This window comes from Streptomyces sp. Sge12 (assembly GCF_002080455.1).
Lineage (GTDB): Bacteria > Actinomycetota > Actinomycetes > Streptomycetales > Streptomycetaceae > Streptomyces.
Genome location: NZ_CP020555.1, coordinates 6,083,077 through 6,101,605, shown reverse-complemented (window position 1 = coordinate 6,101,605; position 18,529 = coordinate 6,083,077). Strand labels below are relative to the sequence as shown.

Below are 18,529 nucleotides of genomic sequence, written 5' to 3'. Positions count from 1 at the left end.
CCGTGCAACGGATGTTCTGCACCAGTACCGTCACGAAACCCCTGCGCGGCGACTATCCACTTGGCGCGTTGTCAGCATCATGGACGAGCATAGGGGCAGCGGAGAGAAGACAGACTGACCGCGGTGAAAGGAGGCAGTCCATGGGTTCGGTGCGCAAGGCGAGTGCCTGGCTGGGTCTCGTGGAGGACAGCGACGACGAGCGCTACTACGACGACGACTACGCGGAGGCCGCCCAGGGTTCGGTGGCCGGCCCCGGCGAGCAGTGGGTCACCGACCCCCGGGTGCGGGTGGCCTCCGAGTCGGCCGTGGAGCACGGCCGTCGGATCGCGACCGTCACCCCGGACGGCTTCCGTGACGCACGCGGGATCGGCGAGCTGTTCCGCGACGGAGTCCCGGTGATCGTCAACCTGTCGTCGATGGACCCGGGCGACGCGAAGCGCGTCGTCGACTTCGCGGCCGGACTGACCTTCGGGCTGCGCGGGTCGATCGAGCGGGTGGCGACCAGGGTCTTCCTCCTGACCCCGGCCGACACCCAGATCGTCAGCGGCGAAGCGGGCGGCCGCTCGCGCGACTTCTTCAACCAGAGCTGAGCAGGGCTCTCACCGGAAGGCGTCCAGCCCGGTGAGCGCCTTGCCCAGCACCAGCTGGTGCATCTCGACGGTGCCCTCGTAGGTGAGCACCGATTCGAGATTGGTGGCGTGCCGCATGACGGGATATTCGAGGGAGATCCCGTTGGCACCGAGGATGGTCCGCGCGGTACGGCAGATCTCGATGGCCTCGCGGACGTTGTTGAGCTTGCCGAAGCTGATCTGCTCCGGCCGCAGGGTGCCCGCGTCCATCCGCCGGCCCAGGTGGTGGGCGAGCAGGATGCCCTTGTGGAGTTCCAGGGCCATGTCCGCCAGCTTGGCCTGGGTGAGCTGGAAACCGCCGATCGGCTTGCCGAACTGCTCCCGCGTCCTCGCGTAGTCGAGCGCGGACTCGAAACTGGCCCGCGCCGCGCCCATGGATCCCCAGATGATCCCGTACCGCGCGTGGCTGAGGCAGCCCAGCGGCCCCTTGAGCCCGGTGACCAGCGGCAGCACCGCGTCCGCGGGCAGCCGTACGTCGTCCATCACCAGCTCGCTCGTGACGCTGGCCCGCAGCGACCACTTGTGCTTGATCTCCGGTGCGGAGAACCCGGGGGTGTCGGTGGGCACCGCGAACCCGCGGATCCCCTCGTCGGTCTGCGCCCACACCACGGCGACCGCCGCCACGGACCCGTTGGTGATCCACATCTTGCGGCCGTTCAGCACCCAGTCGGTGCCGTCGCGCTTGGCGTAGGTCCTCATCGCCGCGGGGTCCGAGCCCACATCGGGCTCGGTCAGCCCGAAGCAGCCGATCAGCTCGCCCGCGGCCATGCCGGGCAGCCAGCGCTGCTTCTGCTCCTCGGAGCCGTACTTCCAGATCGCGTACATGGCGAGCGAGCCCTGTACCGACACGAGCGAGCGGATCCCGGAGTCGGCGGCCTCCAGCTCCAGGCAGGCGAGCCCGTACTGCACGGCGCTGGCGCCGGCGCACCCGTACCCCTGGAGGGACATCCCGAGGGCCCCGATGGCGCCGAGCTCCCGCGCCAGCTCCCGGATCCCGGGCAGCTCGCCGTTCTCGTACCACTGCGCGATGTCCGGCAGCACCCGGTCGGCGGCCCAGGAACGCACGGTGTCCCGGACGGCGAGGTCCTCGGGCCCGAGGAGCTCGTCGAGCCCGAGCGGATCAAGGGGCAGGAACGCGGACACGTGGGCCTCCCGGCGGCGTGGCGGCCTGACGGCCGCGAGATGCCGGGGGCCGCGGCGCCCACCGGCAGAACCTAGCAGCGCAAGTTTTTGCGCTGGCCCGACGCTATGCGCCTCCGCCGGTCAAATCCAGCCCCACTACTCGACCGGCCGGCCGCTCGCAGGAGTCCCCTCGAACCCGCATGCTGCGCGACCGGGCTCTGAGAGACTGCCGGCGTGGATTTGACGCCCGATCAGGCCGCATCGACGGTAGAACGTCACGACTGCCCGAACGCCGGAGGCCCCCGTGGATGACCGCGCGACCGCCCGCGCGCAGGAGTACGTGAAGGTGTACGAAGAGCTCCTCGCCGCCGCCGCCCGGCTCGACGCGCTGCGGCCCCTGGAAGCCGGGGGCGTCGACCCCCACGCGACCGCAGCCATGCACGCGGTCCGGTTCGCCGCCACCATCCTGTGGCCGGAAGTCCCGGACACCCCGCCGCCGGGCTTCCGCCATGACAGCCTGGGCCTGATCGAGCTCGCCGCCCATTGGCGCGAGGCAGCACTGGACCTCGGCGAGTTCGCCCCGCCGCCTCCGGTCCTGCGGCTCGTCAGCGACACGGCGCCGCCCCCGTAGCCCGCCGCTACCGGCCCTCGGCCGGCCCGGCCGGCGTGCGGGGCGCGGGGCGCCGGGGGCTGAGCCCCCGGCTACGGCGTCAGCCCGCCTGCTCGACCCGGGTCGGGCGCGCCTCGCCCTTCGCCTGGGCGGGCAACCGCACCTCCGCCTCCGGCTCCGCCGTCCCGCAGTCCATCGACCGCGGCAGCTTCAGCGCCATCACGGCCCCCGCCACCAGCAGGGCCGCGCTCACCAGCAGCGTCACGTGCAGCCCGTGCACGAACGACTGCCGCGCCGCGGCGTACAGCGAGGCCCCTGCCGGGCCGCCCAGGTGCGCGGCGATCTGGTAGGCCTCGCCCAGAGAATTCGCCGCGCCCGCGGAGTCCGCCGCCGACACCCCCGGCACGCCGACCAGCCCCGGCCGGTACGCCGCGTTCATCACGCTGCCCAGCAGCGCGATGCCGATGCCCGCGCCCAGCTGGTACGAGGTCTCGCCGATCGACGCCGCGCCGCCCGCGGTCTCGGCCGGAGCCTCGCTCAGCATCGACTCGTAGGCGGCGAACAGAGTGGTCTGCAGTCCGAAGCCGAGCAGGATGAAGCCGACGGTCAGCAGCAGCGGCCGGTCGTGCTGGCCCATCAGCGTCAGCAGCAGCACGGCGAAGGCGGTCAGGACGAAGCCCAGCGACACCATCGTGCGCGGCCCGATCCGGTTCAGGGTGTACGAGCCGGTGGCGCCCGCGGCCATCGCGGCGAAGGTCAGCGGCAGCAGCCGCAGGCCGGTCTCCAGCGGGCTGAGCCGGAGCACCAGCTGGAGGTACTGGACGGCGATCAGCTCCAGGCCGACCAGCGCCAGCATCGCCAGCACGATGCAGGCCACCGAGGTGGAGAAGGCGGCCCGCGAGAACATCCGGATGTCGATCAGCGGGTGCTCGCGCCGCCTCTGCCGACGGACGAACAGCACGAGCAGCACCACGCCGAGCAGCAGCGGGATCAGTGCCTCGGCGTCGAGGAGCCGGCGCTCGGCGCCGAGCCGCTTGATGCCGAGCACGGCGCCGAGCACTCCGCCGGCGGCCATCAGCGCGCCGAGGACGTCCCACGGCCCGTCGGCGGCGCCGCGCGACTCCGGCAGCAGCCAGCGTCCGAGGGGCAGGATCAGTGCCATCAGCGGGATGTTGATGAGGAAGACGGAGCCCCACCAGAAATGCTGGACGAGGAAGCCGCCGAGCACCGGTCCGCTGGCCGCGCCGATGGCGGCGACGGCGGTCCAGATGCCGATGGCGAGCGCCCGCTCGCGCCGGTCGGGGAAGACCTGGCGCAGGATCGACAGGGTGGCGGGCATGATCATCGCGCCGCCGATGCCGAGCAGTGCGCGGGCGGCGATGAGGACCTGGGCGTTGTCGGCGAGGGCCGCTATCGCGGAGGCCACGCCGAAGAGTGCGTAGCCGAGGAGGAGGATGCGGCGGCGTCCGACGCGGTCACCGAGGGTGCCGAAGAGGATGAGCAGCGAGGCGCAGACCAGCGGGTAGGCGTCGACGATCCAGAGCAGCTCGATCGAACCGGGGCGCAGGTCCTCGGTGACGGAGGGGACGGCGACGTGCAGGATCGTCGCGTCGAGCGCGACGAGGACCAGGCTGACGCACAGGACCGCCAGGACGACCCAGCGGTTGACCCCGCCGGAGGCGGCGCCGATCCGCTGCCAGGGGGAAGGGGTCCCGACTCCGGCCGCGTTCGTCCCCGACATGCATGTACCTCCCAGGTGATCCCTCGCGCTCGGCGGACCAGCGTCTTGCGGAGCCACGGGGGGTGGTGCGCTGTGCGGCGTCCAACGGGGTCCGGCATCGACACGCGAGTGAACGGTCAGCGTACGCGAGTTCGCCTGTGCCACACGTGGTCAAGCTCTCATCCCCCCGGCGGCCCCCGTGTGGCGTGCGCCACTCGCCGCGCCCTCGACCTCCCCCGACGTACACGCCTGCTCACGGTGTGTGGTTCTGCACCCCCGGCGCGCGGGGCGCCCGGCCGGCGCCACCGATAATCATGCCCGTGAAGGATCTTGGATTTCGCCGGGCCGCGCCCGCGCTGGCCGTCTTCGCCGCGGTCCGGCTGCTCGGGCTGACGGTGCTCGCGGTGTGGGGCGCGGCGGTCGGCAGCAGCCCGCACACGCTGCTGTCGGCCCGCTGGGACTCGCTCTGGTACGCCCGCATCGCCGCGGAGGGGTACGGGTACGAGGTGGTCCTCCCGAACGGGGACGTTCACTCGAACCTGGCGTTCTTCCCGCTGCTGCCGTGGCTGGAACGGGTGGTGTCGGCGGCGACCGGGCTGCCGTACGGCTCCGCGGGGCTGGTGGTGTCGGTGGTCGCGGGCCTGGCCGCGGCCTGGGGGATCTTCGCGGTGGCCGATCTGGTCCACGGCCGCCGGGCCGGGGTGTTCGCGGTCGCGGTGTGGGCGGCGCTGCCGGTCGGGATCGTGCAGTCCATGGCGTACAGCGAGTCGCTGTTCACCGCCCTGGCCGCCTGGGCGCTCCACGGGGCCCTGCGCGGCCGGTGGCTGACGGCCGGGCTGCTCGCGGCCGGGGCCGGGCTGACCCGCCCGGTCGGCGCGGCGGTGGTCGCGGCGGTGTGGGTGGCCGCCGCACTGGCCTGGCGGCGCGGGGAGCGGTCCTGGCGGACGGTCGCCGGCGCGGCGCTGGCCCCGGCGGGCGCGGCGGCGTACGTCCTGTGGGTCGGCGCGCGCACCGGGGGCGGGCTGCTCGGCTACCTGGACGTGCAGGGCGGCTGGGGCAACGGCTTCGACGGCGGCTGGGCGTTCGCGCGGTTCGTCGGGGCGAAGCTGGCGTCGTCCGCGTTCCTCGCCGGGGTGGGGCTGATCGCGGGGGTCGTGCTGGTGCTCTGGCTGTACGGGAAGTGCGTCCGGCAGCGGCAGCCGGTGCCGCTGCTCGTGTACGGCGGGATCGTGGTGGCGCTGGCGCTGTGCGCGTCCGGGTACTTCGGCTCCAAGCCGCGGCTGCTGCTGCCGGCGTTCCCGCTGGTGCTGCCGCCCGCGGCGGCGCTGGCGCGGTGGCGGACGGGGCGGGCGGTGTCGGTGGTGGGTGCGCTGGCGCTGGTCTCGGCGGTCTACGGGGCGTTCTGGCTGAACGGCTCGGGTCCTCCGTAGAGCCTCCACGTCACGGAATGGATCATTCCCATCCATCTTTCAGCAAAAGAAATGACCTGTTGGGCAATAAAGTCCGGATAAGTGGCCGAAACAATTCTGGAAGCAGTGGATCAAGAAGGGTCCAACCGCAGTCGAAATAGCGGGAATTAAGTCCCGCGTGAGACCAACTCCACATCACATGGTCATCACAAAGCCCGCGATTCGCCCGGGCCGACCAGCGGCGGGCGGTAACGTCGATTGAGTGCGTACCGACCAAATCCTGACCCGTCTGGAGCGGGTGTTCGCCCGGCTGGACCGGGAACCAGAGCGACCGGCTCATCTGCAAACACCGCAGATGAGCCGGCACCGCGTCGTGCTCCTGGGATCGACCCTCGCGTTCTATCTCGCAATCGTGGTCGCCGTACTGACCACTTCCTGGCTGGTCCGGCTGGACTGGCAGATCATGTTCTTCCGGCCCTACGAGCAGTGGCCGCAGCTGCACGCCTTCCTCGACTACCTCGTCGTACTCGGCCAGCGCGGACCCACCGCGGTGATGGTCGCCGCCTGGCTCGGCTGGCGCTCCTGGCGGCAGCACACCCTCCGCCCGCTGATCACCCTCGGCGTGGCGCTGCTGCTGCTCAACGTCACCGTCGGGGCCGTCAAGCTCGGCCTCGGCCGGCTCGGCCCGCACTACGCCACGGAGATCGGATCCGCGGAACTCTTCGCCGGTGGCGATATATTTCCTTCCGGCCACACCGCCAACGCCGTTGTGACCTGGGGAATCCTGGCCTATCTGGCTTCCACCGGCGTCACCCGGCGGGTGCTGTCCATCGTGTCCGCCGTCGTCTCCCTGAGCGTCGGCGCCACCACCGTGTACCTGGGCACCCACTGGGTCAGCGACGTCCTGCTCGGGTGGTCCGCGGGCCTGCTGATCCTGCTGGCCCTCCCCTGGTTCGAGCCGCTCATCGCCCGCGCCGAGGCCTACGTCTTCGACCTGCGCGAGCTGCTGCGCCGCCGCGCCGAGACCGGACGGATGCCCGCGCCGGTCGTCTCCGCGCTCACCCCGCTGCTCTCGGCGGGCGGCAAGTGGCAGCTGCGGCCCGTCGTCGGCACCGCCGGGGAGCCGGCCCCGCAGGCCGTACCGGCCGCCGTTGCGGCCGGCGCCGCCACCTCCGCGGCACCCGCGACCGTGGCGGCCGTCGTCGCCGTGCACTCCTCGGCGCCCCGGGCGACGGTGCACCCGGCGGGCCGGCCCCACGTGATCCGCTCCGAGCGGACCCCGGTCACCCCCGCCGGCAGCCGCCGCCCGGCGCACACCGACCGGGCCACCGCCCGGGGGGCCGCGGCCCGACCGGTCGCCGGCGGCTGACCGGGGCGGGGGACGGTACGCACCACCTCCCCCCGCGTCACGAAAGGCGGGCCGGGTCCTCGGACCCGGCCCGCCTTCGCCGTTCGTCAGCGCCACGCCCGGACGTTCGTCCGTCCCGGGTCACGCTTGTGTCACAGAATATCTACAACCGCAAATTGATTACCCGTCCGCGACACGCCCGGGCTGCGGGCTGTTTGGAATTCGCTACCGGGGCCGCGGAATTCATGTCCGGGATTGTCGCGATCCGATAGGTCCGGACCAGCTGAATCCCCCTCAGGTCCCCTACATTTCCTTCACTTCCGGCGGACCCACGGCCCTGGTCAGGAGATCCCGCGCCGACCGGATCCGATCCGTCAGCTCCGCCGGCTCGACCACTTCGAACTCACAGCCGAGCAGCATGATGTGAATCACAAGAACGTCCAGGTTCACCGCCCCCGTGCGCAGCAGGCAGCTCTCGCCGTCGACCGGTTCCAGGGCTCCCGCACTCGGCCCGATGATCCGCGCGGCGTCCGTCGCCGACACCTTCAGCCGCACCACCGCGCGGGCCGCGTACACCCGCTGCGAGACGCCCTCGGAGACGTACGCGGCGAGGTCCTCGGCCGGCGGCGGGCGCGGGGTGAACCGCGGTCCGTGCGGCGGTCTGGGCTCGATCCGGTCCGCGCGGAAGGTCCGCCACGCCTCCCGGTCCAGGTCCCAGGCCACGAGGTACCAGCGGCGCTCGGTGCAGACCAGCCGGTGCGGTTCGACGGTGCGCCGGGTGACGTTCCCCTCGTGGTCGCGGTACCCGAAGCGCAGCCGCTCGGCGTCCCGGCAGACCGAGGCCAGCTCGGTCAGCACCGAGGCGTCGACCGTGGACCGCTGGGCCCCGCGCAGCATCGGCACGGTGAACTCGTTGAGCGCGGACACCCTGCGCCGCAGCCGCGACGGCAGCACCTGCTCCAGTTTCCCGAGGGCCCGTACGGAGGCCTCCCCGATGCCCTCGACCCCGTTCCCGGCGGCGGTCCGCAGGCCCACGGCGACGGCCACGGCCTCGTCGTCGTCCAGCAGCAGCGGCGGCAGCTCGGCCCCCGCCCCCAACTGGTAGCCGCCGCCGGTGCCGGGGCTGGCGTTCACCGGGTATCCGAGCTCCCGCAGCCGGTCCACATCGCGCCGGACCGTCCGCGGGGTGACCCCGAGCCGGTCCGCGAGATCGGCACCGGTCCATTCGCGGTGGGCCTGCAACAAGGAGAGCAGGCGCAACAGTCGTGCGGAGGTGTCGAGCATTCCCCGAGTCTGCCAGCGCCCCGCGGCCGGCCCGCACTCAGCTCAGCACAGCAGTGGCGGCGCCTCGGCGCCACCGGCCTCGATGAGCTGGCAGACGGTCTGGATCGAGACCTTCCAGACCCCGTCCTCCAGCACCACGGCCCCCTTGCTGTCGGGCAGCTCCATCGTGTCGCCGACGCTCAGGTCGTAGGTCACCGTGCCCTCGGTGGGCGAGGTGAAGGTGACGTCCGTGACCTTCACCGAGGTCTTGGCCGCTTCGGCACCGGCCGAGAAGCCTTCCAGCACCGGCTCCAGCATGTCGCCGTGCTCCAGCAGCTCCGCCTTCTTCTCGGTCGGGGTCTTCGGGTCGAAGAAGGCGGTCCAGTTCTTCTCGACCTGCGCCTTGGCCGCCTCGGGATCGGCGGGCCCGTCCGCGGCCGGCACGACCAGGACCGCAGCGGCCCGCAGGGCCGGGGCGTCCGCCGCCGCGCCCGAGGACCACCCCACGACGGCCGGTACGGCCAGCAGGGCCGCGGCCGCCGCGCATGCCGCGGCACGTGAGGGTGCGCGTGGGTGTCTGCTCTGGACCATCTGGCTCACCACCGGTGTCCGGACGAGCCGTTCGACCCGTCGTTTCCAGGGTCAGCGCCTTCCGGGCATCGCGCAACGCGCGAACGGTCCCGCGGGCCGGTCAGGGGCCCGGGGCGGCCGGCGCCGCGGTGGGGGCGGCCACCGGCACCGGCGCGGCTCCCGAACCGGCCGGGACGGGCTTCGGCCCCGCAGGGGCGGGCTTCGGGGCGGGCTTCGGGACCGGCTTCGAGGCTGCCGGGACGGGCTTTTGGCCCGGTGTCGGGGCGGCCGGGACCGGTGTCGGGGCGGTGGGCTCCGGGGTGGGGAGGGTCAGCAGCATGCCCACCGCGATGGCCTCCGGCTTCGGCCCGATCAGCGCCCGGTTCGCCTCGTGGAGCGCCCGCCACCCGCCCTGGACCCGGTGCCTGCGGGCGATCGACACCAGCGTGTCCCCCTCCCGTACCGTGTGCATCCGCCCCGCCAGCCCGTACCGCTTCGAGCACACCGGCCACGCGCTCCAGCCCTGCGCGACGAGGACGTCCTCCGCGACCCGGATCTGCTGCGCGCGCCCAGCCAGGTCGGCCCGCTTCGCGTAGGCCAGCCCGCCGTACTCCTCCCACGTCGGCTGCCAGAACTGCAACCCACCGTAGAAGCCGTTGCCGGTGTTCACCGCCCACCGCCCGCCGCTCTCGCAGTCGGCCACGCAGTCCCAGGGCCACTGGCCGCCCGGTCCGCAGTCCCCGGGCCCGCTCCCGATCACTCCCGGCGAGCCGGGGTGCGCCGCCCCCGCGGGCCCCGGCGCCGGTGGCGGCGGAGCCGCTGCCACCGCGTCACCGCGGGGCAGTTCGAGTACCAGCACGCAGGCGAGGACAACGGCTGCTGCGCCGGCGCCGACGGCCCGGCAGGTCCGGTGGTTGGGCATCGGGTCACGCTACGCAGCCGCCCGCGGCCCCCCGCGGCCCGCCACGCGGCGTGTCCCCGCACCCACCCGGTCGGCCGACCGCCACCTCCACCCCAAACGGCCACACCCGGGCATCAACTGCACACAACCAGAAAACAGTTGGCACGAAAACAAAGCCCCGGTCGGACGGTTCACCCTTCCGGGGGCCCGGTTCGAATCCGTTCCCTCAAATGGCGTGACCCCGGCCGCCGCCGGACCGTTGAGCCCGGCGAGCCGGGAGCCTCCCGGACCCGCACCTATGCCGAGGAGCCACCCCGTGCCGCGCATGCTCGACGTCAGTGATGAGGTACGTGCCGAGATCGGTGACGAAGAAGCCGACAGGCTGCTCGTCGGCGAAGACGCGCCGCGCAGTTACGACTGCACCTCCTGCCGCACCCCGGGCGACCCCGAGAACGACCGCACCAGCACCGTGCTGTTCGTCGGCGAGGAGACCGCGGTCCTCGCCTTCGCCCACGCCACCTGCATCCCCTCCCAGGTCGTCTCGGTCTCCGAGGAGCAGCTCCAGGGCGCGGTCCGCAGCATCACCGGCGACAGCCCGGCCCCCGCCGCCGGCGGCCCCGGGGTCGCCCCGCAGAACGTGCCCGGTGGCCAGGCCGTCCTCGGCATCACCAGCGGTCTGATCCTGATCGGCGGGGAGCTGCACCCCGCCCTGGTCGTCGAGCCGACCGCGCCGATCGCCCGCCCCGGCAGCGACGGCCCGGGCGACGACTTCCTGCCGCTCCTCATCGAGCAGGACTTCATGCCGGTCACCGACACCTCGGAGGTCCCCCGCCTCCTCCACGGCTGGTCGGTCCTGCTCGCCGCGGGCCAGCTGCACGCAGTGCTGCAGCCGGCCCCCGAGGGCGGCGGCCAGGTCGCCTGGTGGCAGGCGCACCAGGCGCTGTCGGTCACCGACGGCTGGCGCAACGCCGTCAACAAGACCCAGCGCGTGCTCATCTACGCCGCCCCGGTCGGCTCCATCGGCCAGCAGCCGCGTGAGGACCTGCTGCGCGACGCCCTGGACAAGGCCGCCGCCGCGGGCAAGCTCGTGGCCGCCGCGATGCCGCTGGCGGGTACGCCCGTCGCCTGACCGAGGCGGTACCGGAACGGCCGCCCAGCCCCCTGCCGAGGGGGCCGGGCGGCGTGCGCCGGGGGTGTGCGGTCCGTCCCGCACACCCCCGGCGTTTCTGTGTTTGCTCCCCCGTCACCCCGCATCCGCAGAGCGCCGGTTTCGTTGGCTGATACGTGCATTCATACGACTCCTCCCGCGCCCCGTCCTACCCGAGCAGCGTCCCCGCGATGCGTCCCGCACGGGACCGGGACAGCTCTCCGGCCGTCTCGCACACCCCGATCTACGACACGCTGTACTCGGAGTACCTGCGCGCTTTCCGGGCGCTGCCGGGCGACCGCACGGGCGAGGAGGACCACGGCTTCACGGCCTTCTCCTACGGGGGCTCGTACACGAGCGGCAGCTCGTACGGCAGCGGCTGGAGCGGTTCCGGGTGGCAGCGCGTCGACAGCTGGCAGCCCTCGTACACCCCCGCCCCGCAGCCGCAACCGCAGCCCCAGCCGGCGTACTCGTACGCGGGCAGCCCCGGATACGGCGACGGGCGGCAGCACCAGACCGGGATGACGCACATCCCGGCGGCCCTGCCGCCCGCTCCGCGCCGGGGCTACTGACTCCTCGGAGCCCCCCGCCCGGCGACTACTTCTTCTTCTTGTACTGGGCGCCGCGCTTCTCGCGCACCCGCACCGAGATGTGGATCGGGGTGCCCTCGAAGCCGAACTCCTCGCGCAGGCGGCGCTCGATGAAGCGCCGGTAGCCGTGCTCCAGGAAGCCGGAGGCGAAGAGGACGAACCGCGGCGGCTTGCTGCCCGCCTGGGTACCGAACAGGATGCGGGGCTGCTTGCCGCCACGGATCGGGTGCGGGTGGGCGGCGACGACCTCACCGAGGAAGGCGTTCAGCCGGCCGGTGGGGACGCGCGTCTCCCAGCCCGCGAGGGCCGTCTCGATCGCCGGGACCAGCTTCTCCATGTGGCGGCCGGTGAGCGCCGAGACGTTCACCCTGGGCGCCCACGAGACCTGCTGCATCTCGGTCTCGATCTCGCGCTCGAGGTAGTAGCGGCGCTCCTCGTCGAGCTCGTCCCACTTGTTGTAGGCGATGACGATCGCGCGGCCCGCCTCGACGGCCATCGTGATGATGCGCTGGTCCTGGACGCTGATGGTCTCGGTGGTGTCGATCAGGATCACCGCGACCTCCGCCTTCTCGACGGCGGCGGCCGTGCGCAGCGAGGCGTAGTAGTCGGCGCCCTGCTGGAGGTGGACCTTCTTGCGGATACCGGCGGTGTCGACGAACTTCCAGGTGATGCCGCCGAGTTCGATCAGCTCGTCGACCGGGTCGCGGGTGGTTCCGGCCAGCTCGTTGACGACGACGCGGTCCTCCTTCGCCACCTTGTTCAGGAGCGAGGACTTGCCGACGTTCGGGCGGCCGATCAGCGCGATGCGGCGCGGGCCGCCGGGGGCGGCGCCGCCGAAGGTCTGCTCGGGGGCCTCGGGCAGGGCCTCCAGCACGGCGTCGAGCATGTCGCCGGTGCCGCGGCCGTGGAGCGAGGAGACCGGGTGCGGCATGCCGAGGCCGAGCGACCACAGGGAGGCCGCGTCGGACTCGCCGCTCTGGCCGTCGACCTTGTTGGCGCACAGCACGACGGGCTTGCCCGCCTTGCGCAGCAGCCGTACGACGGCCTCGTCGGTGTCGGTGGCGCCGACCTTGGAGTCGACGACGAAGACGACCGCGTCGGCGGCCTCGATGGCGTACTCGGCCTGGGCGGCGACGGAGGCGTCGATGCCGAGGACGTCCTGCTCCCAGCCGCCGGTGTCGACGACCTTGAAGCGGCGGCCGGCCCATTCGGCCTCGTACGTGACGCGGTCGCGGGTGACACCGGGCTTGTCCTCGACGACCGCCTCGCGGCGGCCGATGATCCGGTTCACCAGGGTCGACTTGCCGACATTCGGGCGGCCGACGACGGCGAGGACGGGAAGCGGGCCGTGGCCGGCCTCCTCGATCGCGCCTTCGACCTCTTCGATGTCGAAGCCCTCTTCCGCGGCGAGCTCCATGAACTCCGCGTACTCGGCATCGCCAAGTGCTCCGTGGTCGTGCTGGTCGTTCATGAAGTCCGTTCCTCGTCGTTCGTGGTGGTCGGTGGTGCCCGCGCAGCGCGGTTCCACTACTGGTTCAAGTCTCGCTCAGCGCCCGGTGAGGCGCTTGGCGTCGGCCAGGTGGGCGGTCAGCCGGTCCTGGATGCGTACGGTGGCCTCGTCCAGTGCGGTACGGGTCCGGCGGCCACTGCCGTCCCCCGCGTCGAAGGCCGAGCCGAAGACGACGTCGACCCTGCTCTTGAGGGCCGGCAGGCCCTTGACGACGCGCCCCGGGGTGTCCCCGCTGCCGAGGACGGCCACGGGCACGATGGGGGCGCCGCTGCGGACCGCGAAGTAGGCGAGGCCCGCGCGCAGCGAGGCGAAGTCGCCCTCGCCCCGGGTGCCCTCGGGAAATATCCCCAGGGCGCCTCCATTGTCGAGCACCCCGAGGGCCCGGCCTATCGCCGTCCGGTCGGGGCCGCCGCGGTCGACCTTGACCTGCCCGATCCCGTCGAGGAAGGGGCCGAGCGGGCCCACGTACGCTTCCTTCTTGATCAGGAAGTGCAGGGGCCTGGGCGCGGTGCCCATCACCATGGGGCCGTCGATGTTGTGCGAGTGGTTCACGGCGAGGATGACGGGGCCCGAGGCGGGCACTTTCCAGGCCCCCAGTACGCGCGGCTTCCAGAGCCCGTACATGAGCCCGATGCCGATGCGCCTGCCGACCGCCGCACCCTTGCGGGAGGGCGCTTCGCTCACTTGCGGCCCGCCCGCTTCTCTTCCACGAGCGTCACGACGCATTCGATCACGCGGTCGAGCGTGAGCTCGGTGGTGTCCACCTCGACGGCGTCGTCGGCCTTGGCCAGCGGGGAGGTCTTGCGGCCGGAGTCGGCCGCGTCGCGCTTGATCAGCGCCTCCTTGGTGGCCGCGAGGTCGGCGGCCTCCTTGCCGCGGAGCTCTCCGCTGCGCCGGGCGGCGCGCGCCTCGGCGGAGGCGGTCAGGAAGATCTTGAGGTCGGCGTCGGGCAGGACGGTGGTGCCGATGTCCCGGCCCTCGACGACGATCCCCTCGGCCTCCTGGGCCGCCTCGGCGGCGATGGAGCGCTGGAGGTCGGTGATCAGGGTGCGCACCTCGGGGACGGCGCTGACGGCGCTGACCTTCGAGGTGACCTCCTGGGTCCGGATGGGACCCGCGGCGTCGAGGCCGTCCACGGTGATGGTGGGGGCGGCCGGGTCGGTGCCGGAGACGATGGTGGGCTTGCCGGCCGCGATGGCGATGGCCTGCGGGTCGTCGGTGTCGACGCCGTTGGTGATCATCCACCAGGTGATGGCCCGGTACTGGGCACCGGTGTCCAGGTAGCGCAGCCCGAGCTTGGCGGCCACGGCCTTGGAGGTGCTGGACTTGCCCGTGCCGGAGGGACCGTCGATGGCGACGATCACGGCGGACGGAGCTACGGTTTCCACGGTGCGGGCACCTTCCTGGTTGCGCGTACGTGTCCGGGCGCGGCAAAGCGCCCCTCCCCAAGGTTACCGGCCCCGGACGGCCCCCGTCCCCGCCGCGTTCCCAAGGGGTCGGCGGGGCCCGCGCCCCTTACTGCTGCCGCAGCGCCCAGCCCCGCTCGCGCAGCTCGGCGGTCAGGCCCGCCACCGCCCGCGGCTCCACCATCAGCTGGACGAGGCCGGCCTGCTGGCCCGTCGCGTGCTCGATGCGCACGTCCTCGATGTTGACCCCGGCCCGTCCCGCGTCGGCGAAGATCCGTGCCAGCTCACCGGGCTGGTCGCTGATGAGCACGGCCACCGTCTCGTAGACCGTGGGCGCCGCGCCGTGCTTGCCCGGCACCCGGACGCGGCCCGCGTTCCCGCGCCGCAGCACGTCCTCGATGCCGGCGGCGCCGCCGCGCCGCTTGTCCACGTCGCCGGACTGGAGGCCGCGCAGCGCCTCGACGGTCTCTTCCAGGTCGGCGGCGATCCCGGCGAGGACGTCGGCGACCGGTCCCGGGTTGGCGGAGAGGATCTCCACCCACATCCGCGGGTCGGAGGCCGCGATCCGGGTCACGTCGCGGATGCCCTGCCCGCACAGCCGCACCGCCGTCTCGTCGGCCTCCTCCAGCCGGGCCGCGACCATGCTGGAGACCAGCTGCGGGGTGTGCGAGACGAGCGCCACCGCCCGGTCGTGGGCGTCGGCGTCCATCACGACCGGTACGGCCCGGCTGAGGGCCACCAGCTCCAGCGCGAGGTTGAGGACCTCGTGGTCGGTGTCCCGGGTGGGGGTCAGCACCCACGGGCGGCCCTCGAAGAGGTCCGCGGTGGCGGCGAGCGGCCCCGACTGCTCCTTGCCGGCCATCGGGTGCGTCCCGATGTAGGCGGTGACGTCCACGCCGAGCGCCGCCAGCTCCCGCCGCGGTCCGCCCTTGACGCTGGCCACGTCCACGTAGGCCCGGGCGACCCCGCGCCCGATCAGGTCGGCCAGGGTGGCGGCCACGTGGGCCGGCGGGACGGCGACGATCGCGAGGTCGACCTGCTCCTGCGCGGGCTCGTCGGTGCCTGCGCCGAGGGCGGCCGCCGTACGGGCCCGGTCCGGGTCGTGGTCGGCGAGGTGGACGGTGATCCCGCGGGCGGTCAGGGCGAGCGCCGCAGAGGTGCCGATCAGTCCGGTTCCGATGACGACGGCGGTTCTCACGAGGCACTCCAGGGTGGCGAAAAGGCGAGCTGACGGGCTGTCCGGCCAGGGTATCCAGCCCGGGCGGCACGAGGGCCCGACCGCCCATCCCGTGGGACGGCGGCCGGGCCCCGGCGTGCTGCTGCGGGCCGGTCAGAACTTCTGCTGCCGGATGATGTCCTCCAGCGAACCGCTCGGGAGCTGTCCCCCGGGGCTCAGCCGGTCGACGGCGGTGGGCAGCGCCTGCGCGATCTGGTCGGCGGCCTCCTGCGGGCTGACGCCCGCCTGCGCGGCCGCCTTCTGGAGGGCCTCGTCGGGCACCGCCTCCGCGATCTGGGCGCCACTGACCGGCTTGTTGTCGCCGGTGCCGAGCCAGGACTGGGCCTGGTCGGCGAGGCCCGACTTGGTCAGCATGTCCATCAGCCCGCCGAGCGGGTTGTTCCCGCCGGCCTGGGCGCCGCTCGCACCGCCGCTCCCAGCGCCGCCGGCACCGCCGCTCGCACCGCCGCCGGCGCCGGTGAGTGCGCCGAGCAGCGCACCGAGGATGTTGCCGGCGCCACCGCTCCCGCCCTGGCCACCGCTGCCGCCGAGGAGGCCGCCGAGAAGGGAGCCGAGGTCGTTACCCGCCATCGTCATGCCTTTCGAAGAGGGACCGGGCCGCGCGGACAGCGGCGTACCCGGCTTCGGGACACGGACAATGTCACCCGTACCGGACCATGCCGCCACCTGGCGCACACGCCATCGGCCGCTGCGGTAGAACGATCGGCATGATCTTCCACATCGTCCCGCTCGCCGACTGGACCGCCGCGCCCGAGCTCCCGTACGCCCCGCCCTCGCTGGAGTCGGAGGGATTCGTCCACTGTTCGGCGGATCGCGCCACGGCACTCGCGATCGCCGACGCGCACTACCGGGCGGTACCCGGGATCCTGCTCGCGGTGGAGCTGGACGAGGGGGCGCTGACCTCCGTGGTCCGCCGGGCGAGTGAAACCGGCGGCCGCTACCCGCATGTCCACGGTCCGCTGAACCGGGAAGCCGTGGTTCACGTGTGGGAGGTCGTACGCACACCCGGCACTCCCACCTCACTGGCCCCGTGGGAACCGGGCCGATGAACCGGCGCGGCAGGCTTCACCTGAAGCCCGCCGCAGGCCAGGATGCTGCACGCCATCCGGCCACGAAGCGAGGAGAGACTCATGAGTGACCTCACGCACACCGCCCGGCGCACGGTACTGACGATCGGCGCCGCCGCCCTGACCGGGGGCGCCATCACCGCCTGCGGCGGCGGGAGCGGCGAGACGGCCCCGCAGGGGGAGGCGAGCGGCGCGGCCACGCCGCCCGCCACGCCCGCCCCGGCCAGCTCGGAGGCCGGCGCGCCGGCCTCCGACAAGACCCTCACCAAGAAGGCCGACGTCCCGGTGGGCGGCGGCAAGGTCTTCAAGGAGGAGAAGGTCGTGGTCACCCAGCCCAAGGCCGGCACCTTCAAGTGCTTCACGGCGGTCTGCCCCCACCAGGGCTGCCTGGTCAACAAGGTGGAGAACGGCAGCATCGACTGCCCCTGCCACGACAGCAAGTTCGCCATCGCGGACGGCGCGGTGACCAAGGGGCCCGCCACCAAGGGGCTGGCCGAGAAGAAGATCAAGGTCGCGGCGGACGGCAATATCTCGCTCGCATAGCCCCTGACCGGGCTCTACGCTCCCGGGATGGACGATCTGACACTGGTACGGGACCACACGGTCTACCGGTGCGTGATGGGCTCCCGGGCGTTCGGACTGGCGACGGAGGCGAGCGACACCGACCTGCGCGGTGTCTACCTCGCCCCGACGCCGCTCTTCTGGCGGTTCGAGAAGCCCCCCACGCACGTGGAGGGCCCGCGGGACGAGGAGTTCTCCTGGGAGCTGGAGCGCTTCTGCGAACTGGCCCTGCGGGCCAACCCGAACATCCTGGAGTGCCTGCACTCCCCCCTGGTGGAAGAGGTCACCCCGGTCGGCGAGGAGCTGCTCTCCCTGCGCGGGGCCTTCCTCTCCCGCCGGGCCCACACCAGCTTCAGCCGGTACGCGGCCTCCCAGCACGGCAAACTCCTCGCGGACGTCCGCGTCCACGGCGCCCCGCGCTGGAAGCACGCCATGCACCTGCTGCGCCTGCTGCTGTCCTGCCGTGACCTCCTGCGCACCGGCGGCCTGACCATCGACGCCGGCCCGCACCGCGACCGCCTCCTCGCGGTCCGCCGCGGCGAACTGACCTGGGAAGAGGTCGACGCCTGGATGACCCGCCTGGGGGACGAGACGGACACGGCCCTGGCGACCACCGTCCTGCCCGCGGAGCCCGACCACGCGCGGGTGCAGGACTTCCTGGTCCGCACCCGCCGCGCGTCAGCCGCGTAGCGTGCGCCGCCGTACGACGAACGCGTCGAGCGCGTCGTACGCCGAGCCCTGCCCGGGCAGCGCGGAAGCGGCCTGCGCCGCGTCCAGCACCGCGTGCAGCGCCCGGAAGTCCTCCCGCACCGCGTCGAGGGCCGGGCCCTCGTAGCCCCCGTGCTCGGCGGCCACCTTGGCCTCGATCAGGTCGGCGAGGTACGGGGGCGCCTGCGGCACCTCGGCCAGCAGGGTCGGCAGGTGCGCCTGCACCTCGGCCGTCCGCATGAGGTGGATGCCGGTGAGCAGCGCCCGGAACGCGTAGAGCAGCGGTTTGAGTTCGGCGGCCTTCTCGAAGAGCCGCCACTGGGTGCCCGCGAACCCCCGGTAGTGGTGGGCGTGGTGGGAGGTCAGCACTCCCGGGGACAGGGCGATCAGCTCCTCGTGCGCCGGCGTCGTGTGGACGACGAGCGGGGAGAGCAGCTGTTCCAGGACGTACCCGTTGTGCTTCAGCATCAGACGGACGAACTTGCGCAGGTCGTGCGTGACGAGGTCCATCTCCACGTCGTCCCGGTCCCACATGCGGGTACGGGTCTCCTCCGGCTCGCGCAGTCCCAGCAGGTCCTCGGCCGGGAGCAGGTGGGCGCCGCGCAGGTCGATGTCGGAGTCCCGGGACGGGAAGCCGTACAGGTGTGCGCCGGAGACCGTGGCGAACAGCAGGGGGTCGGGCTGTTCCGCCACGACGGGGGTCAGGTCGAGACTCAGAGCGTCCAGCATGG

At 72.9% G+C, this 18,529-nt stretch carries 19 protein-coding genes and 1 pseudogene; 9 read left to right on the top strand and 11 right to left on the bottom strand.

From position 1 onward, the window contains the following. Positions 1–140 precede the first annotated feature (140 nt). Positions 141–590, top strand: coding sequence for a cell division protein SepF (locus B6R96_RS27390; protein ID WP_052875748.1), 450 nt, complete (start codon positions 141–143; stop codon positions 588–590). Between the two features lie 9 nt (positions 591–599). Here B6R96_RS27390 and B6R96_RS27385 read toward each other — a convergent pair whose 3' ends face one another. Further along, positions 600–1,772 carry an acyl-CoA dehydrogenase family protein gene (locus B6R96_RS27385; RefSeq protein ID WP_081523916.1) on the bottom strand — a complete coding sequence of 391 codons (1,173 nt, stop codon included), beginning with the start codon at positions 1,770–1,772 and terminating at the stop codon, positions 600–602. Positions 1,773–2,055: 283 nt separating this feature from the next. Between B6R96_RS27385 and B6R96_RS27380 the strand changes: the two genes are divergently transcribed. After that, a complete protein-coding gene (locus tag B6R96_RS27380) occupies positions 2,056–2,382 on the top strand; it encodes a hypothetical protein (RefSeq protein ID WP_081523915.1) in 327 nt (108 codons plus the stop codon). 79 nt (positions 2,383–2,461) lie between these two features. Here the strand turns inward: B6R96_RS27380 and B6R96_RS27375 are convergent, their stop codons facing one another. Then, positions 2,462–4,102, bottom strand: a complete 1,641-nt coding sequence (locus tag B6R96_RS27375; RefSeq protein ID WP_081523914.1) for an MFS transporter — start codon at positions 4,100–4,102, stop codon at positions 2,462–2,464. A 293-nt stretch (positions 4,103–4,395) separates the two neighbouring features. Here B6R96_RS27375 and B6R96_RS27370 point away from each other — a divergent pair, with 293 nt between their 5' ends. Beyond that, positions 4,396–5,511 (top strand): glycosyltransferase family 39 protein, encoded by a 1,116-nt coding sequence (locus B6R96_RS27370; RefSeq protein WP_081523913.1) that lies wholly within the window; start codon positions 4,396–4,398, stop codon positions 5,509–5,511. Positions 5,512–5,752: 241 nt separating this feature from the next. Continuing rightward, the gene (locus tag B6R96_RS27365; RefSeq protein ID WP_081523912.1) at positions 5,753–6,859 is read left to right on the top strand and encodes a phosphatase PAP2 family protein; all 1,107 of its coding nucleotides are present in this window, start codon (positions 5,753–5,755) and stop codon (positions 6,857–6,859) included. A gap of 309 nt (positions 6,860–7,168) precedes the next feature. Here B6R96_RS27365 and B6R96_RS27360 read toward each other — a convergent pair. The 3 genes and pseudogenes from B6R96_RS27360 to B6R96_RS38700 form a co-directional block, all read right to left on the bottom strand. Next, positions 7,169–8,122, bottom strand: a pseudogene (locus B6R96_RS27360) (helix-turn-helix transcriptional regulator); the annotation flags it as partial. A 42-nt stretch (positions 8,123–8,164) separates the two neighbouring features. After that, positions 8,165–8,692, bottom strand: coding sequence for a hypothetical protein (locus B6R96_RS27355; RefSeq protein ID WP_203351665.1), 528 nt, complete (start codon positions 8,690–8,692; stop codon positions 8,165–8,167). Between the two features lie 100 nt (positions 8,693–8,792). After that, on the bottom strand, positions 8,793–9,593 hold the full coding sequence (locus B6R96_RS38700) for a LysM peptidoglycan-binding domain-containing protein (protein WP_081523910.1): 801 nt from the start codon (positions 9,591–9,593) through the stop codon (positions 8,793–8,795). A 295-nt stretch (positions 9,594–9,888) separates the two neighbouring features. Here B6R96_RS38700 and B6R96_RS27345 point away from each other — a divergent pair, with 295 nt between their 5' ends. Together B6R96_RS27345 and B6R96_RS27340 are read left to right on the top strand one after the other, a co-directional pair. After that, on the top strand, positions 9,889–10,701 hold the full coding sequence (locus B6R96_RS27345; protein WP_030389199.1) for a hypothetical protein: 813 nt from the start codon (positions 9,889–9,891) through the stop codon (positions 10,699–10,701). Between the two features lie 209 nt (positions 10,702–10,910). Beyond that, positions 10,911–11,291 carry a hypothetical protein gene (locus B6R96_RS27340; protein ID WP_107475590.1) on the top strand — a complete coding sequence of 127 codons (381 nt, stop codon included), beginning with the start codon at positions 10,911–10,913 and terminating at the stop codon, positions 11,289–11,291. 25 nt (positions 11,292–11,316) lie between these two features. On the opposite strand, the gene der is transcribed toward B6R96_RS27340, so the two are convergent. The 5 genes from der to B6R96_RS27315 all read right to left on the bottom strand — a co-directional run bounded on the left by der (position 11,317) and on the right by B6R96_RS27315 (position 16,032). Next, positions 11,317–12,780, bottom strand: a complete 1,464-nt coding sequence (gene der, locus B6R96_RS27335) for a ribosome biogenesis GTPase Der (RefSeq protein ID WP_030389201.1) — start codon at positions 12,778–12,780, stop codon at positions 11,317–11,319. A gap of 75 nt (positions 12,781–12,855) precedes the next feature. Further along, positions 12,856–13,545 carry a lysophospholipid acyltransferase family protein gene (locus B6R96_RS27330; RefSeq protein WP_203351664.1) on the bottom strand — a complete coding sequence of 230 codons (690 nt, stop codon included), beginning with the start codon at positions 13,543–13,545 and terminating at the stop codon, positions 12,856–12,858. Then, positions 13,500–14,207, bottom strand: a complete 708-nt coding sequence (gene cmk / locus B6R96_RS27325; protein ID WP_030389203.1) for a (d)CMP kinase — start codon at positions 14,205–14,207, stop codon at positions 13,500–13,502. The genes B6R96_RS27330 and cmk overlap by 46 nt, the downstream gene beginning before the upstream one ends. A gap of 127 nt (positions 14,208–14,334) precedes the next feature. After that, the gene (locus B6R96_RS27320; RefSeq protein ID WP_079404523.1) at positions 14,335–15,423 is read right to left on the bottom strand and encodes a prephenate dehydrogenase; all 1,089 of its coding nucleotides are present in this window, start codon (positions 15,421–15,423) and stop codon (positions 14,335–14,337) included. A gap of 132 nt (positions 15,424–15,555) precedes the next feature. Beyond that, entirely contained in the window at positions 15,556–16,032 is a 477-nt protein-coding gene (locus B6R96_RS27315) for a YidB family protein (RefSeq protein WP_081523907.1), read from the bottom strand. Positions 16,033–16,169: 137 nt separating this feature from the next. On the opposite strand from B6R96_RS27315, the gene B6R96_RS27310 reads away from it, so the two are divergent. The 3 genes from B6R96_RS27310 (at position 16,170) to B6R96_RS27300 (ending at position 17,780) form a co-directional block, all read left to right on the top strand. Continuing rightward, positions 16,170–16,511 carry a DUF952 domain-containing protein gene (locus tag B6R96_RS27310; RefSeq protein WP_030389206.1) on the top strand — a complete coding sequence of 114 codons (342 nt, stop codon included), beginning with the start codon at positions 16,170–16,172 and terminating at the stop codon, positions 16,509–16,511. Positions 16,512–16,592: 81 nt separating this feature from the next. Beyond that, positions 16,593–17,072 carry a Rieske (2Fe-2S) protein gene (locus tag B6R96_RS27305; protein ID WP_030389207.1) on the top strand — a complete coding sequence of 160 codons (480 nt, stop codon included), beginning with the start codon at positions 16,593–16,595 and terminating at the stop codon, positions 17,070–17,072. 27 nt (positions 17,073–17,099) lie between these two features. Beyond that, on the top strand, positions 17,100–17,780 hold the full coding sequence (locus B6R96_RS27300; protein WP_081523906.1) for a nucleotidyltransferase domain-containing protein: 681 nt from the start codon (positions 17,100–17,102) through the stop codon (positions 17,778–17,780). Here the strand turns inward: B6R96_RS27300 and B6R96_RS27295 are convergent. Then, positions 17,769–18,527 carry a nucleotidyltransferase domain-containing protein gene (locus B6R96_RS27295; RefSeq protein ID WP_081523905.1) on the bottom strand — a complete coding sequence of 253 codons (759 nt, stop codon included), beginning with the start codon at positions 18,525–18,527 and terminating at the stop codon, positions 17,769–17,771. The genes B6R96_RS27300 and B6R96_RS27295 overlap by 12 nt on opposite strands. Positions 18,528–18,529: the final 2 nt, after the last annotated feature.

Bases quoted from the DNA above. Each gene is read 5' to 3' on its own strand.
- B6R96_RS27375 (WP_081523914.1), bottom strand. From the start codon at position 4,102: ATGTCGGGGACGAACGCGGCCGGAGTCGGGACCCCTTCCCCCTGGCAG.
- der (WP_030389201.1), bottom strand. From the start codon at position 12,780: ATGAACGACCAGCACGACCACGGAGCACTTGGCGATGCCGAGTACGCG.
- B6R96_RS38700 (WP_081523910.1), bottom strand. From the start codon at position 9,593: ATGCCCAACCACCGGACCTGCCGGGCCGTCGGCGCCGGCGCAGCAGCC.
- B6R96_RS27340 (WP_107475590.1), top strand. From the start codon at position 10,911: ATGCGTCCCGCACGGGACCGGGACAGCTCTCCGGCCGTCTCGCACACC.
- B6R96_RS27310 (WP_030389206.1), top strand. From the start codon at position 16,170: ATGATCTTCCACATCGTCCCGCTCGCCGACTGGACCGCCGCGCCCGAG.
- B6R96_RS27305 (WP_030389207.1), top strand. From the start codon at position 16,593: ATGAGTGACCTCACGCACACCGCCCGGCGCACGGTACTGACGATCGGC.
- B6R96_RS27295 (WP_081523905.1), bottom strand. From the start codon at position 18,527: ATGCTGGACGCTCTGAGTCTCGACCTGACCCCCGTCGTGGCGGAACAG.
- B6R96_RS27330 (WP_203351664.1), bottom strand. From the start codon at position 13,545: ATGCGTCGTGACGCTCGTGGAAGAGAAGCGGGCGGGCCGCAAGTGAGC.
- B6R96_RS27370 (WP_081523913.1), top strand. From the start codon at position 4,396: ATGCCCGTGAAGGATCTTGGATTTCGCCGGGCCGCGCCCGCGCTGGCC.
- B6R96_RS27355 (WP_203351665.1), bottom strand. From the start codon at position 8,692: ATGGTCCAGAGCAGACACCCACGCGCACCCTCACGTGCCGCGGCATGC.
- B6R96_RS27390 (WP_052875748.1), top strand. From the start codon at position 141: ATGGGTTCGGTGCGCAAGGCGAGTGCCTGGCTGGGTCTCGTGGAGGAC.
- B6R96_RS27315 (WP_081523907.1), bottom strand. From the start codon at position 16,032: ATGGCGGGTAACGACCTCGGCTCCCTTCTCGGCGGCCTCCTCGGCGGC.
- B6R96_RS27300 (WP_081523906.1), top strand. From the start codon at position 17,100: ATGGACGATCTGACACTGGTACGGGACCACACGGTCTACCGGTGCGTG.